Source organism: Natronolimnobius sp. AArcel1 (assembly GCF_011043775.1).
GTDB lineage: Archaea > Halobacteriota > Halobacteria > Halobacteriales > Natrialbaceae > Natronolimnobius.
In genome coordinates this window covers 216982-231017 of sequence record NZ_JAAKXY010000006.1, presented here as the reverse complement: position 1 = coordinate 231017, position 14036 = coordinate 216982, and the positions used below count along the sequence as shown (strand labels likewise).

General features: G+C 60.4%; 14 protein-coding genes. 11 read left to right on the top strand and 3 right to left on the bottom strand.

All coding sequences use genetic code 11. The features are described 5' to 3' along the window. Positions 1-29: 29 nt before the first annotated feature. The gene (locus tag G6M89_RS18780; RefSeq protein WP_165163437.1) at positions 30-668 is read right to left on the bottom strand and encodes a class I SAM-dependent methyltransferase; all 639 of its coding nucleotides are present in this window, start codon (positions 666-668) and stop codon (positions 30-32) included. Positions 669-930: 262 nt separating this feature from the next. On the opposite strand from G6M89_RS18780, the gene G6M89_RS18775 reads away from it, so the two are divergent. From G6M89_RS18775 to G6M89_RS18760, 4 genes are all read left to right on the top strand, one after another. Continuing rightward, the gene (locus tag G6M89_RS18775; protein ID WP_054863537.1) at positions 931-1125 is read left to right on the top strand and encodes a cold-shock protein; all 195 of its coding nucleotides are present in this window, start codon (positions 931-933) and stop codon (positions 1123-1125) included. 187 nt (positions 1126-1312) lie between these two features. Then, a complete protein-coding gene (locus G6M89_RS18770; protein ID WP_165163436.1) occupies positions 1313-1852 on the top strand; it encodes a CBS domain-containing protein in 540 nt (179 codons plus the stop codon). Positions 1853-1975: 123 nt separating this feature from the next. Beyond that, positions 1976-3352, top strand: coding sequence for a metal ABC transporter solute-binding protein, Zn/Mn family (locus G6M89_RS18765; protein WP_343162663.1), 1377 nt, complete (start codon positions 1976-1978; stop codon positions 3350-3352). 94 nt (positions 3353-3446) lie between these two features. Continuing rightward, the gene (locus tag G6M89_RS18760; RefSeq protein ID WP_165163435.1) at positions 3447-4427 is read left to right on the top strand and encodes a metal ABC transporter permease; all 981 of its coding nucleotides are present in this window, start codon (positions 3447-3449) and stop codon (positions 4425-4427) included. A 9-nt stretch (positions 4428-4436) separates the two neighbouring features. Here the strand turns inward: G6M89_RS18760 and G6M89_RS18755 are convergent, their stop codons facing one another. Continuing rightward, complete coding sequence (locus G6M89_RS18755) at positions 4437-4799, bottom strand: winged helix-turn-helix domain-containing protein (protein ID WP_165163434.1); 363 nt, start codon at positions 4797-4799, stop codon at positions 4437-4439. A 116-nt stretch (positions 4800-4915) separates the two neighbouring features. On the opposite strand from G6M89_RS18755, the gene G6M89_RS18750 reads away from it, so the two are divergent. From G6M89_RS18750 to G6M89_RS22820, 6 genes are all read left to right on the top strand, one after another. Then, the gene (locus G6M89_RS18750) at positions 4916-5605 is read left to right on the top strand and encodes a cob(I)yrinic acid a,c-diamide adenosyltransferase (protein WP_165163433.1); all 690 of its coding nucleotides are present in this window, start codon (positions 4916-4918) and stop codon (positions 5603-5605) included. A 167-nt stretch (positions 5606-5772) separates the two neighbouring features. Further along, a complete protein-coding gene (locus tag G6M89_RS18745) occupies positions 5773-6597 on the top strand; it encodes an ABC transporter ATP-binding protein (protein ID WP_165163432.1) in 825 nt (274 codons plus the stop codon). Continuing rightward, positions 6594-8078, top strand: a complete 1485-nt coding sequence (locus tag G6M89_RS18740) for a hypothetical protein (protein ID WP_165163431.1) — start codon at positions 6594-6596, stop codon at positions 8076-8078. Before G6M89_RS18745 ends, G6M89_RS18740 begins: the two co-directional genes overlap by 4 nt. 130 nt (positions 8079-8208) lie before the next feature. Continuing rightward, complete coding sequence (locus tag G6M89_RS18735) at positions 8209-8421, top strand: hypothetical protein (RefSeq protein ID WP_165163430.1); 213 nt, start codon at positions 8209-8211, stop codon at positions 8419-8421. A 62-nt stretch (positions 8422-8483) separates the two neighbouring features. After that, a complete protein-coding gene (locus G6M89_RS18730) occupies positions 8484-10091 on the top strand; it encodes a cobyric acid synthase (protein WP_165163429.1) in 1608 nt (535 codons plus the stop codon). 62 nt (positions 10092-10153) lie between these two features. Then, the gene (locus G6M89_RS22820) at positions 10154-13000 is read left to right on the top strand and encodes an ion channel (RefSeq protein WP_165163428.1); all 2847 of its coding nucleotides are present in this window, start codon (positions 10154-10156) and stop codon (positions 12998-13000) included. Between the two features lie 129 nt (positions 13001-13129). On the opposite strand, the gene G6M89_RS18720 is transcribed toward G6M89_RS22820, so the two are convergent. Beyond that, on the bottom strand, positions 13130-13522 hold the full coding sequence (locus G6M89_RS18720; protein ID WP_165163427.1) for a CopG family transcriptional regulator: 393 nt from the start codon (positions 13520-13522) through the stop codon (positions 13130-13132). A gap of 181 nt (positions 13523-13703) precedes the next feature. Here G6M89_RS18720 and G6M89_RS18715 point away from each other — a divergent pair, with 181 nt between their 5' ends. Then, positions 13704-13955: an MTH865 family protein gene (locus tag G6M89_RS18715; RefSeq protein WP_165163426.1), complete on the top strand. Its 252-nt coding sequence runs from the start codon at positions 13704-13706 to the stop codon at positions 13953-13955. The last annotated feature ends 81 nt before the right edge of the window (positions 13956-14036 follow it).

The window sequence follows — 14036 nt, the reverse complement described above, 5'->3', positions numbered from 1 at the left end:
GGACAGAGAGCACTCAGAACCAGACTGGCTTACTCGTCGCTCGAGGACGGTGCGCGAAACGTTCGAATTGTATCCCGTTGTTCCTGCGTGACAGCGACAGCTTCGAACTCGCGGTCAGTAAAAATAGCCTCCCAGTCTCGATGGTAGAGTGGCATCCCCTCGTCAACGTAGGTGACACCCGTGTCGTCGTCTTCGACGGCATCGTCGTCTTCACACGTTTCAATTTCGGCAGTAATGAGTACCTCGTCCGTAATCCTCGAGAGTTCATCGAACACCCAGGTCGTATCGGGGTGGAGGTGCTGGAGCGTCTCGACGGAGTAAACTGCACTGAACTGATCGTCCGCAAAGTCGCCGATGACAGATTCGATCGAATCGAGGTAGAACTCGCCGTCTCCGGCGACCCCTGGGTAGGCGTCTTCCATCACTGCGAGCGCGTCGTCGTTGAGTTCGATCCCGGATAGGTCCTCGAACCCGTGCTCGTGAAGATGTGCGAGATGCCGGCCGGAGCTACACCCGAGTTCGAGGACAGGTGCATCTTGGTCGACGAACTGCTCGAGCATCCGGCGGACGACATCGCTCGTTTCGTTCGGGCCGTAGTAGGCGTAGTACATCGGAGAGTACTCACCGGAACGGTCTGCCCACTGACGCCGAACATCGTGAGAATCCACAGCTAATGTTCGCAGGAGAGACGTAAAACCTCTTGGAGTGCAGTCTCTGGTAGCGAGACTGTGAGTGCGCTGAGTAGAAGTGCTGGTTCCACAGAAAACAGCCGTGGACTACCTGAATCGGACACGACTCAGCGGATTGGCGACCACTGGTAGACAAATGGCCGCCAGAGGGAGACCATATAGAAAAATCCCAAATCATTTCTAGCTATTTCCGGACAGATGCGGAAGCCTTAACCGTGTGGTGGGTATTTGTAGAGTTGTAATGGCAAACGGTAAAGTTGATTTCTTCAACGACACAGGCGGCTACGGTTTCATCGACACAGAGGATGCTGACGACGACGTATTCTTCCACATGGAGGACGTTGGCGGTGAGGATCTGACGGAAGGGACCGAGATCGAATTCGACATCGAACAGGCCCCGAAGGGCCCACGCGCGACGAACGTCGTCCGCAACTAATAACGAACTGACCGTCGCCTGACGGCGACACCAGTGAGAAACGTTTCATACGTTTTCCGACAGTACTACTCCAAAAGCGGTGGCACTGTCAACTCAATCAGTATTGGGGACACACTCGAGTCCTCGAGAGTGGCTACAACTGCCACCGACCCAAAGTACTTTTGATAACCGGTAGTTATTGGCTCGTATGGAACTTCCGACGCCTGCTGATCTTCGCCAGCGCCGAACCGAACTCGGGCTGACCCAGAGTGAGCTTGCCGAGAAAGCCGACGTCTCCCAGCCACTGATTGCCCGAATCGAAGGCGGTGACGTCGATCCGCGACTCTCGACACTGCGTCGAATCGTCAATGCCCTCGAGAAAGCAGAGAGTGACGTTGTCCGTGCGAAAGATCTGATGAACGAAGCCGTCGTCAACGTTGCACCGTCAGATGCGGTCAAGGTCGCCGCACAAAAGATGGAAGAGGAAGCCTACTCCCAGCTTGCGGTGATTCAGGATGGAATCCCCGTCGGCTCGATTAGCCAGGGCGATCTCGTGCATCTCGACTCCGAAGCCCGCGACGAACCCATTGAGGAACACATGAGCGAGAGCTTTCCGACCGTCTCGAAAGACGCGACGCTGGACGAGATCAGTAACCTGCTCGAGCACTACAAAGCCGTAATGATCACGGAAGCAGGCGAGACGATCGGCATCATCACTGAAGCGGATATTGCCTCCCGGTTTTCGTGACCGACCATCCGTCACGAGACGGCACCATTTAGTATGAAACAGAGGATATAAGTTGGCAGATTGGCGTAGAATCCACTACGAGAGCGAGATATTGTGAACACACGACGATCTATCCTTTGTGGTGTGAGTGTTGCCGGTCTTGGCAGCCTCGCCGGCTGTCTCAGCGAACTCGGTGACGATGGCAGTGATCTCGGAACTTCCGACGGAACCGATATCTATGCCTCGTTTTTTACCCTCTATGAGTTTACGCGCAACGTCATCGGCGACGCAGGGACGGTCGAAAACGCCGTGCCATCTGGTCAACACGGCCACGAGTGGGGGCCGACGACCGATATGTTGCCGAACGTCGTCGAATCCGATGCGTTCGTCTACTTCGATGTTGAGGGATTCCAGCCCTGGGTCGACGAGGCAATCGAACGCGTCGAAGCCGATCACGAAGATGATGTGGTCCTGATCGATGCTGCGGCTGGGATCGAATTGCGCGAGTACGACGACCACGCGCATGCACACGATCACGACCACGGACACGGTGATACCGATCACGACTACGACGATAGCGACAACACGCTCCCGATTCGTGCGATCGACCTCGAGAACGAAGACGGCGAACGCGTCGCGGACGCACACGGTGACCACTGGCACGGCGTCCCACTCGAGGTGCCGGTCGATGACATGTCTGTCACCGTGCTTCTCGACACAACGGACGGCGACATCGACCTCGAGGACGACCAGTACGAACTCGAGGCACAGGTCGACGGCGACGCGCTCGCAGTCGAGACAGCTGCTGACACGCTCGATTTCTCGGGTCTCGAGGACGGTGAGGTGACAGTCTCCCTCCGCGTGCTCGACGACGGCTCGGGTGGCTGGGAGGCACCAGCGCTTGCGGTTCGCGTTGGCGATGGCAGTGATGGAGAGGCAGACCATGGTCACGAGCATGACCACGATCACGCACACGGCGAGTACGACGCCAAGTTCTTCGCCGATCCGGTCCTGGCACAGGATGGCGTCAGAACCATCCGTGACGCACTGATCGACCTCGATCCGGACAATGAGTCGGTCTACGAGGACAACGCAGCCAGCTATATTGACGATCTCGAGGCGCTTGATGAGCGCTTCGAACACGCCCTCGCGGACCGAGCGCACGACCACGTCGTCCTCGCCGGCCACGACTCCTTTCAGTATCTCGCCGAACGCTACGGCTTCGAAATCCACACGCCAGTGGGACTCTCTCCGGATGACGAACCGGGCGGCCGAGAGATCGCCGCTGCCGTCGAGTTCGTCGAGGAACACGGCCTCGAGTACGTCCTCTGGGACTACTTCGATGGGCCGGATACCGCTGAAACGATCGTCGCCGAAGCTGAGACGGCGACCGACACCGTGATGGTTTCGCCGGCAGAAAGCGTCGTCGAAGAGTGGGTTGAAGACGGCCACGGAAGCTATCTCGGACAGATGGAATCAATTAATCTGCCAGCGTTCGAGCGCGCACTCGGCGCCGAGTGAGACCCACCAAAATCGACCATCAACGGACTACTTCGGACTCGAGACAGACCCGACGGACGACTTTCGAGAGCGTGATGCCTACGAGTACACACCGATGAGACGATCACTGGGGCTGCTTCTGCGAGCGCTGCTTGGCGTCATCGGCGTCGCTGTTGTGGCTCTTTTTCTCCCGCTTGCGTTCGGAGTGGTTCCCGATCGATTCTTCGACGCGGGCTGTAGCGCAGGCCGGATCCTCGGGACGGAACTGGCCTGTTATCGATTCATGTGGAACACGGTCACGGTCGGTGTCTTCATCGGGATCGTCGGGCCAGTGATCGGGACGTTCCTTGTTCACCGTGAGATGGCGCTTATTGGGGAAACGCTTGCGCATACGGCGTTTGCCGGCGTTGCGTTCGGAACACTATTGTTTGCGGCCTCTGGCTGGAGCGCGCGGCTGTTGGTCGTCGCGCTGGCTGCAGCGATCGTCGGCGCGCTCGGCGTCCAACTGCTTGCGACTCGCACCGGCGCGTACGGCGACGTTCCGATTGCGATCATGCTCACCGGCAGTTTTGCGCTTGGCACACTGTTTATCGACATCGGCGGCGGCTTCGCGTTCGTCGACATCAACAGCTACCTGTTCGGGAACATTTCCGTGACTGACGAGCGCAGCGTCACGCTGATGGCGGTGTTGAGTCTCGTCGTTGTCGGCGTCGTTGCGCTTGCGTACAAGCAACTGCTGTTTATTACGTTCGACGAACGCGCCGCCCGTGTCGCTCGTATCCCCGTTTCAGCGTACAACGGCCTGCTAATCGTCCTCACCGCGCTGGTCGTCGTCGGCGCGATGCAGATTCTCGGCGTAATCCTCGTCGCCGCGATGCTCGTCGTCCCCGTCGCTGCAGCCTCATTGCTCGCCACCAGTTTTCGAGAGACACTGTACACCGCAATCGTCATCGGCGAGTTCGCCGTCCTCAGCGGTATCTGGCTCTCCTGGCAGTACAGTCTCCGCCCTGGCGGGACGATCGTGATCGTCGCCATCGCAGTGTACCTAGGGGCTGTTGTCCGTGCGGAAACACCGTCTCAGTCGCGCAGTCACTAGGGACCCCAGTCACTGTGAAAGCCAAAACGGGAGCGACGCGGACTGATCGATGTCGATACGGAATGACCGATCATCCTCAAGTCCAATCGCAATCCGATCGACCGCAGTAATGTAGTGCGCTGTCTGCTTCCTACCCTGACGAGCGCCAGTCGTCTTCTCAACTAACCCGGCGTCCACCAGTCGATCGAGCTTTTTGTACGTCGACGAGAGCGCAATCCCCGCCGCGTCGGCGATCGCTTCGGCTGTCAATGGCTCCTCGAGTACGGCAATAATCTGCCGGCAGTCATCGTCCTCGAGCACAGCGACGACCGTCTCGAGGCTGGGGCCAGTATCCTCGCCGTCGTCAGCAATCCGCGACCACTCGAGTGGCATGAACTGCGAACACGTTAGGGTCGGAGCGTAAAGACACGTTTGGTCACTTGGCTGACTCGAGTGCCAAGAGATACGCAGTCGGTGGCTACATGTGCCATCGACGCGAGGGCGACGGTATGAGCGACGATCAGTCCATCGAGTCACCGATCGAGAACACACCCGGCGGTGGTCAGACTCCCAAAGCAGCGCCTATTGAACCCGACGCTCCCGAAGAGTTCGGTCTCGTCCAAGCCTGGTGGGGCGATGGCAAAGGCAAGACAACCGCGACACTCGGAATGGGCGTCCGCGCCGCTGGACACGGCTATCGCGTCCACCTCCTGCAGTTCATGAAAGGCGGTGCCTCGAGCGTCGACGCTGTCCGTGGCGAGTACAACACCATCGACGCACTCCCCGGAATCAGCTACGAAAACCTCGGCCACTACGGCTGGCATGGCATGGCCGACGGCAGTGACGACGAGGGCCACGAAGCCGAAGCACAGGCTGGACTCGAGCGCGCACGAGAACTACTCGAGGCAGCCGATACCGCCGACCTCACGGCACCGCTCGATCTCGACGGGCCGCCCGAAGACGGCGTTCACATGCTGATCCTCGATGAGGTGCTGTACGCTGCTGACCGCGGGCTAATTGAAGAGAATGACGTCCTCGAGTTGATCGAGGAAAAACCCGACAATCTCGAACTAGTGCTTTCAGGCAGTCACGAAAAGCCAGCATATCTCGAGGATCACGTCGACCTCCTGACGAACGTTCGGAAAGATCGCCATCCGATCGACCACGGCCAGCGCGCCCGGCAGGGAACGGAGTTCTAATACTACCAGACAAAAGTCAGTACATATTTTCGACCAGCCGTTCGGTCGAAAATCTGTAACTCGTTTTGTCCGGCAGTATAACGCAGTCACCGACCCAAATTTCCAGTGTGTCACGCCAACTGCCGATGCCAGCATAGTTATTACCGATCGTTGATAAGTGCCGCTGAATGGGCACGATACAGGTAGATGGACTCTGCAAGTCCTATGGGAGCGTGCAGGCGGTCGATGAGATGGATTTTCACGTCGACCGCGGCGAGGTGTTCGGCTTTCTCGGCCCGAACGGTGCCGGAAAGACCACGACGCTCCAGGCGTTGACAGGTCAACTCGAGCCGGATTCGGGGACGATTCGCGTCCTCGGAACCGATCCGATAGCCGACCCGATCGAAACGCGCCGCCGCGTCGGAATCGTCCCTGAGCGCGGCTCACCGCCGAGCTTTCTCACACCGCGTGAGTACCTCGAGTTCGTCGGCGACGTCCGCGATCTCGAGCCAGCGGCAATCGCGGATGCGATCGACCACTGGGCAGATCGACTCGGCTTTCGCGGGAAACTCGAGACGTTGCATACGGATCTCTCGCGGGGCCAGCAACAGAAGGTGATGATCGCACAGGCGTTCATCCACGATCCGGATCTCGTTCTGATCGACGAGCCACTCGCGAACCTCGACCCCTTAGTTCAAGAGCAGGTCAAACACTTTCTCACCGCGTACGCAGCCGATGACAACGCCGTTTTCGTCTCGACGCACAACATCGACGTCGCCGAGGAAATCTGTACGCGGGTCGGCATCGTCGCTGACGGGACGATCGTGACCGAGCGAACCCTCTCCGCCGATGGTCGCACCGATAGTAACGATGAAACTGGTGAAGACGCCCCATCGGAGACATCGCTGCTCGAGGTCTTTCTCGAGCACGTCGATGCGGAGGCGGCGCGGGACATGCCTGTTCTCGACGCTGAGACAGCGCCACCCGACCGACAGTCGCGGCCACAGCCATGAGCGCGATGGGCCAGACAACCGGAGGCGCAACGACCCGGAGACTGTTCGCCGCGTTAGTCCGTGAAGAGTGGCGACTCCACGTCCGCCTCTTTGGCGGCTGGCGATTCGCTGGCTTCCCGGTTGTTATCGCCGCGCTGGCAACCGGCGGCGTCCTCGCCCTCGAAACGACTGGAACCGCCTCGGGAACCATCATCACTGGTTTGCACGTACTCGCACTCGGATTCGGTCTCTACAGCGGCACGGCCGCCTTCGCGGGGTCGTCGATGCTCGAGAACGTCTTCGGGCGGCTCTCGCTCGTGTTGTCGACGGCGGGAACGCTACCGCTTTCGCGCCGACGATTGCTTGGACTCTTTTTGTTGAAGGATCTGCTGTTTTACGCCCTCGTCGTCGTGCTCCCGATGGCGCTGGCTGCCGTCCCGCTCGCAGCGACCGGGACGCTCCCATTCCCGGTACTCACCGGCGTGCCCCTACTGTGGCTCTCGCTGACGCTCGTCTTTGCCGCGGGAATGGCAGTGACCGTCGCGCTAATCGCCGCACGCAGCCGGAACGTCCCTGTCTGGGTCATTGGCCTGACGGGCGTGATCCTCGCTATTGGTGTGTGGACAACCGGGCTCCTCGAACCCGCTCGAGGCGTGGTCGTCCCGATGTCGGGCTCGTTGTCGACGGCAGTCGTCCTCGCTCTTGGAACCGGTGTCATCAGCATTGGAGCGATTTGCGCGTTCAATCCGACGGATGGCCGTCCCACACAGAGAGTTGTAGCGGGCGACCGATTCGGCCGGATTCGCGACCGGTTGCCGACCGGATCGCGAACTGACGCGCTCGTCGCGAAGAGCCTCCTCGATCTCACGCGGTCGGCTGGCGGCGTCTGGAAGCCGTTCGTCTCGGCTGGCATCCTGTTCGCGCTCGTCGTCGGCCTCGTCGGCGTCGTCGAGTCGATCACCGGCATCGAACCCGCGCCGGGAATCCTCTTTGGCGGCGTCCTCGGGCTTTCGGCGTTTACGACCTACAACTGGTTGACCCAGTTCGACTCGCTCGAGGCGTATCGAATCTACCCGGTTTCGATCACAGACGTGTTTCGGGCGAAGCGGCTCGCGTTCGTCCTCGTCGGCGCGCCAGCCGTTGCCGTGCCGTATCTCGCGGCAGTGCTCTGGTACGAGGCCACACTGCTTGACGCCCTCGTCGGTGCGATACTGCTTGGGGGCTATGGCCTGTACTACTACGGGCTCACGGTCGCTATCGCCGGCTTCGATCCAAATGAGTTCCTGTTCGATTCGGTCCGCTTTACCGGCTTCACCGTCGGCATCGCCATCCCCCTCGTCCCGGCGCTCGTCGCCGGTTTCGTCACCCCAGCACCGACACCGGAAATCGCCGCGGCGCTCGCCGTTGGCGGTCTCGGTGTTGGCGCGCTTGGCTACGCCCTCTCGAGTTGGGCTGGGCCGCGCTGGGAACGCCAGTACCGAGCAGGGACTGCGAGCGACTGAGGAGACTCCATCCAACTCGGAGGACAGTGGGTCGTGGGGAAGTTGTTGTGGAGGCTCATATCGTCAATCCTGACAGTACCTTTCATCTGCAGGGAGTAGGCGCAACCGCTGCTCCGTGGTCAGTGCAGCTATGAAAGTAGTGTTCAAACCCGGGAACGCCTACGAGGAAATCAACTGCTACGACTTCCGTGAGTACGAACACGGCATCGTCTTGCACAACGAGGAGGGGTACAACATCGGCTACGTTCCCCACGAAATCCTGAGCCATATCGAGCCACACGCTGGCGAAGCGGTTGCGTATGACGATGGCATGCCACCGGAGCCAGCCCACGATGAGGAATAGCGTCACCGACGGCTGAAACCGATACGCCGATACACCCTCTCCGCGTGGCGTCTGGTACGCGGATGACACGCACCCTGCTGGTTGCTGGCACTGCAAGCCACGTTGGCAAATCGACCGTCGCGGCCGGTCTCTGTCGCCTCCTTGCAGATCAGGACAAAGCGGTCGCACCCTTCAAAGCACAGAACATGAGTAACAACGCTCGAGTCGTTCCCAGTCCGTCCCCGCCCTCGAGCGACGGGCTGGAGACTGAGACTGCCGACTCGAGTGCCCAGTGGGGCGAAATCGGCGTTTCGCAGTTCGTCCAGGCTCGAGCAGCGCGAACGACGGCGACGACGGACTGTAATCCCGTTCTATTGAAGCCGCGCGGCGATGGCGAAAGCCAACTCGTTATTCAGGGCGAGGCCCGCGAGCACGTTCCAGCATCTCACTACTACGACAACCATTGGGAGTTCGCACGCGAGCGCGCGGTCGAATCCTACGAGCGACTGGCAGCCGACAACGATGTTATCATTGCTGAGGGTGCGGGCAGCATCGCCGAAATCAATCTCCATGACCGCGACTTGGCGAACGTTGAGACGGCTCGTTTCGCCGACGCCGATATTCTCGTACTGGTCGATATCGAACGCGGCGGTGCCTTCGCCAGCCTCTACGGTACCCTCGAGTTGATGCCAACAGAGTTGCGCGAGCAGGTCGTTGGCGCAGTCATCACCAAGTTCCGCGGCGATCCGTCGCTGCTCGAGGACGGCATCGCGGAGATCGAATCGCGAACTGGCGTTCCAATACTGGGTATCATACCGTATGACGACCCCGGACTCCCCGAAGAAGACAGCGTCTCGCTTCCTGCGACGGACGAGCGTGGTTCGCTCGGTGACGATGATGGGGTCCCGGCCAACCAGCGCGTTCGAATCGCCGTTCCGAGACTCCCGCGACTCTCGAACGCGACTGATCTCGAGGCGCTGGCGAGTGAACCGGGTGTCTCGGTCGTATTCGTCCCGCTCGAGCGCGAGCACACTCGAAGCGATGATCCGCTCGAGGCCGTTGGGGCCGATGCGGTCGTCGTTCCGGGGACGAAGAACACGGTTGATGACCTGCGCGCACTCCGCGGGTCGCCGGTCGGTGACGCAATCTCGGCGTTTGAGGGGCCAATCATCGGCCTCTGTGGTGGCTACCAGTTGCTGGGCGAGCGGCTCACGAACGCCGCACTCGAGGGCACCGATGACGCCAACACAGTCACCGGACTGGGACTGCTCCCGGTCGAAACCCGCTTTGAGGACAGCAAATGTCTCGAGCGAACCGCCGTCTCGGTCGACGGTGACGCAAGCCCGTTGCTCGCGGCCGCGGATGGCGAGATGGTTACAGGCTATGAGATTCACGCCGGCCGAACACGGGCACTTGGGGACGTTTCGAGCCCGCTCGAGGATGAAAGCGCGGCCTGTGGACAGGTGTGTGGCACCTACTTGCATGGCCTGTTCGACAACGCACCGATTCGAACGGCGTTTCTCGAGTCCGTCGCGGCGTCGGCGGGCGTCGAGTGGCCGCCGGGTGGAACTGACGGATGTGACTCAACTGGCACGGAGTCGAGAGAAACACCTGCCGACCGTGCAGCAGCGCTCGTCCGCGAGCACGTCGATCTCGAAAGACTGGGGTTAGGACCCGATTTCGATCCATAGCCGATCCATCAACGGTTGATCGGCGATAAGCGTTATGCGGCGGTTCTGCGTACCGATCGGTCGTGTGCGACAGCGAAACCGTCTGTGGATACGTGGCTCGCAAACGTGAGCCGGAAACGTGGCACGGGAAAACCCAGGAGCAGTGGATGCTCGACAGAGAGCCGGACCGCGGTGGACTTGACACGACAGTCTGGGTCTGCCCTCACCCGCCGCTCGCGGATGTCGACGACTCGAGCAGCGACGACGAGCATCGCTGCATCTTTCATACGCCACCCGACGAGCGCCCCGACGACGTAGACGAGCGAGCCGCGCTGCTGGGCGCAATCGACGCGGTCGGGGATGCCCCACAGGACGACCGGCAGGAACACCGCGGCCAGTTTGTCGGCGCGACGTTCGCCTCGCTCGAGGCCGACGACCTCGAAATCGTCGCGGACGGGACTCGGGATCTGCGGTTCGATCACGCCGTCTTTCGAGGCGACGAGGACGACGTCTCGTTCAAAGGGGCAACGATACGGACGACCGGTGAGCAACCGGTTTCGTTCGCTGGTGCGACGTTCGCCGCTGCGGGCGGCGACATTTCGTTCGAGGAGGCGACGTTCAGGACCGACGGTGACGGCGACATCGTCTTCGATGGCGCGCGTTTTCTCACCGAGAGCAACGGCGACGTTCGGTTCGACAATGCTGTGTTCACGACCGCGGCGGGCGGCACAGTATCAGTTCGGAACGCGTCGGTCACCGCATCCTCGGGCGTCTCCTTCGACGGCGCGATGATCAACGCAACCGGTGCGGGTCACATCTGGTTTTACGACACCGATTTCCTAGCCAAGGGAGAAGCGGGGATTTCCTTCGAGGAAACAGCGTTCAGGACCGCTGACGCAGGTAACGTGTTCGTTCACGGGCTGACGTTCCGTGCGACGGCAGGACCCGTCTCGTTCGCCGATGCGACGTTCGCACCCGCCTCGAGCGGGATGGTTTCGTTCCACGACACGGCGTTCGTCGCCGCGGGCGATGACGACGGTAGCGTTGCGTTCGATGATGCGACGTTCCGCACCGAGGGGTCAGGCAATCTCTCGTTCGACGAGGCGTCGTTTACGACCGCGGGACGTGGGACCGTTTGCTTCGTCCGCACGGCGTTTTCGGCCCGCGGCGACGGAGACATTCGATTCGACGAGGCACGGTTTCACACCGAAGGCGACGCCAACATTTCGTTCTACGATGCGACGTTCGAACCCAGCGGACCGGGTACTGTGTCGTTCGACGACGCGGCGTTCCTCGCCGGCAGTAACATCTCGTTTCGAGACGCAACGTTCTCCGCGTCGGACGACACGGGGATCTCGTTCGATGAAACGACGTTTGAGGCATCGAATCGGCTGTTCTTCGACGATGCAGACATTACCGCATCCGGCGGACGGACCTCGTTCGAGGAGGCGACGTTCATGACGACCGGAGCCCAGAGCATCTCGTTTGCCGGCGTGGAATTTCGCGCTGACGGCGGAACGGTGACGTTCGCCAAGTCACGGTTCGAAACTGACGGCGATGGGAGTATTTTGTTCGTCGACGCAGACCTCATCGAGGACGAGGGAACGCTGACGTTCGCTGACTCGAGGTTCACCACCGCGGGAACCGGGCGCGCGCAGTTCGACGAGATGGACTGGAACGGCCAGATCTCGTTCGCCAACGTCATCTTTCGCTCCGAAACGTCGTTTCGCGAGCAGCAATTCGATTCGACCACGGACCTCTCGTTTGCCGGCGGGCAGATGGAATCTACGTTCGCACTTACCGCGGATGACTGGACACGAGGTCGGTTCGACTTCAGCGGGGCGACCTTCCGTCATGAGCCGACGTTTCTGGAGACGCCGGCCGACGGCCAGTCGACAGAGACGACCGGACGCACTCGCGACCGAACGCCGGTCTTCGGCGACCGACTCGACTGTCGCGACGTGACGTTTCTGGCCGGTGTAGACTTTAGCGACGCCAGGTTCCCCGCGAACGCAACGTTCGATCGGGCCGATCTCTCAAATGTGAACTTCGCCGGGGCCGATTTTACGGGCGACGGCGACGTGTCTCGAGCGACCTTCAACCGAGCGGATCTGTCAGGAGCCAATCTGTCAGGAGCGATCCTCACCGGGGCTTCGTTCGAAGGTGCACGGCTTAGCAGGGCCTATTTGCTGGATGCAGACCTCGTCGGTGCCGCCCTGTACGGCGCGTTGCTCGGCGATGCACGAATCAATCGCAAAACGCGGTTCTGGCCGGAAACAACGACAGACGGGCGACTCCAACACCTCTATTCTCCCGCCGAGTCGGCGCTCCAGGGGAGTTTCCTTCAGCGCATCAAGACGGTGGCTCGCGGTGGAATGCTACCGTACTGTGTGTACGACCCTCGGTATCCCCAGATGGGTGAGACCGTCACTGCAGACGGTGGAGCGCCGAACGAGGGAGACGCCGTGGAAAAAGCCGCCGAGACGTACGGAACTCTCGAGTCGCTGGCCCGTGAGAACAGCCTCTCACGGCTGGCAAGTCAGTGTTTTCTCGGGCGGAAAGATATTCAGTTGCGGCAGTATCGACGGGAGGCCGACTGGCAAATGGTCTGTCGGTCAATCGTACCGAGTGTCGTCGCCAGATACGGCGAAAGCCCGTGGCGCGTGCTTGGAACGGGGACGCTCACGGTTGTCCTCTGTGGACTGGCGTACTGGGTGTTCGACCTCATCGAGCGGGTTGGAGACAGCGGTGATCCCATCTCGCTGTTCGACGGCCTCTACTTCAGCGCGCTCACGTTTACGACGCTGGGATACGGGGATTTCAGACCGACAACCCGCGGTGGACAGGTACTCGCAGTCGCAGAAACCGCTTCGGGCGTGATCTTACTCGCAATCTTGGTGTTCGTCTTCGGTCGGCGGGCAACGCGGTGACCGATGCGGACTGGGTCCGTCAGTGTCGATGCAACTGGGACCCCCCGATGTGGCAATCAGTACATCGGGACAGTGTGGTATGACAGCTCAGAACCCACGATTGGAAACGACAGCAAACGGAACGTGTTCTTACGTCGACGGTCCGCTGCGGTAGGTACCGAGCAACTCCTCGAGAATAATACACTCCTGATCGGTAGATTCGTAGTGCGTATCGATGTAGCGCTCGGCAGCCTCATAGTCGCCGCGAAGCCCGTGCTTTCGGACGGTGATGACGGCATCGAGGAAGAAGGTGCCGCCGTCGGTGCCGAGTGCTTTCGCGTGGTCCGCTCGAGAGATGTCGAGTTCGGATTTGATCTCGTCGAAGTTGAACGTCTCGACCTCATGTTCGGCGTTGATGAGCGTCAACACGTACTCCGCGGAGAACCGATAGAACTCGGATTTGCTCTCGAACATACCGTCGTCGACGAGTGCGTCGATTTCCTCGACGACTGCGTCGGGGTACCTGACGGTATCTTTGGCCATGTCCAGACAGTCCACACCGATGATTAATTACTGTTTCGACCACTACCTGACATGTCGGCGCGAAACGGCAGTGACACTGCCAGTTATGCTGAACCAACGGAACCCTCGAGTAGCCCCACGACCAGACAGAACACCAACTACCCACAAATTTATTATTTATCGTGTGTAATGGTGAAGCACAATGGCTGCTGAAGATGACCTCCGCGAGCAGATGATCGACGCCTTCGAAGGCGCTAACTACCCGATCTCGAGTCCGATGGATCTCGTCCCGGCCCTACCGGATGGTCCCGGAACGACGTTTGAAGCCGGTGACTTCTCGATGACGGCGATGGAACTGAACACGAAGACGTCCGGCGGGGAGTTCCCGTACGACGACCCCGAACCGCTCGTCGACGACATCATCGAGGACCTGAAAGACCAGAACGAACTGTAAGAGTAGTTCCTCACAAACAGTCTCACGGAACGATAGTACTCAACTGGCAGACTGTCTCGGAAGAGACAGTTTCCCCAGTGA

What these genes read in the sequence shown, in the direction of transcription:
- G6M89_RS18775 (WP_054863537.1), top strand. Translation starts at nt 931, where the DNA reads ATGGCAAACGGTAAAGTTGATTTCTTCAACGACACAGGCGGCTACGGT.
- G6M89_RS18770 (WP_165163436.1), top strand. Translation starts at nt 1,313, where the DNA reads ATGGAACTTCCGACGCCTGCTGATCTTCGCCAGCGCCGAACCGAACTC.
- G6M89_RS18760 (WP_165163435.1), top strand. Translation starts at nt 3,447, where the DNA reads ATGAGACGATCACTGGGGCTGCTTCTGCGAGCGCTGCTTGGCGTCATC.
- G6M89_RS18755 (WP_165163434.1), bottom strand. Translation starts at nt 4,799, where the DNA reads ATGCCACTCGAGTGGTCGCGGATTGCTGACGACGGCGAGGATACTGGC.
- G6M89_RS18750 (WP_165163433.1), top strand. Translation starts at nt 4,916, where the DNA reads ATGAGCGACGATCAGTCCATCGAGTCACCGATCGAGAACACACCCGGC.
- G6M89_RS18745 (WP_165163432.1), top strand. Translation starts at nt 5,773, where the DNA reads ATGGGCACGATACAGGTAGATGGACTCTGCAAGTCCTATGGGAGCGTG.
- G6M89_RS18740 (WP_165163431.1), top strand. Translation starts at nt 6,594, where the DNA reads ATGAGCGCGATGGGCCAGACAACCGGAGGCGCAACGACCCGGAGACTG.
- G6M89_RS18735 (WP_165163430.1), top strand. Translation starts at nt 8,209, where the DNA reads ATGAAAGTAGTGTTCAAACCCGGGAACGCCTACGAGGAAATCAACTGC.
- G6M89_RS18730 (WP_165163429.1), top strand. Translation starts at nt 8,484, where the DNA reads ATGACACGCACCCTGCTGGTTGCTGGCACTGCAAGCCACGTTGGCAAA.
- G6M89_RS18720 (WP_165163427.1), bottom strand. Translation starts at nt 13,522, where the DNA reads ATGGCCAAAGATACCGTCAGGTACCCCGACGCAGTCGTCGAGGAAATC.
- G6M89_RS18715 (WP_165163426.1), top strand. Translation starts at nt 13,704, where the DNA reads ATGGCTGCTGAAGATGACCTCCGCGAGCAGATGATCGACGCCTTCGAA.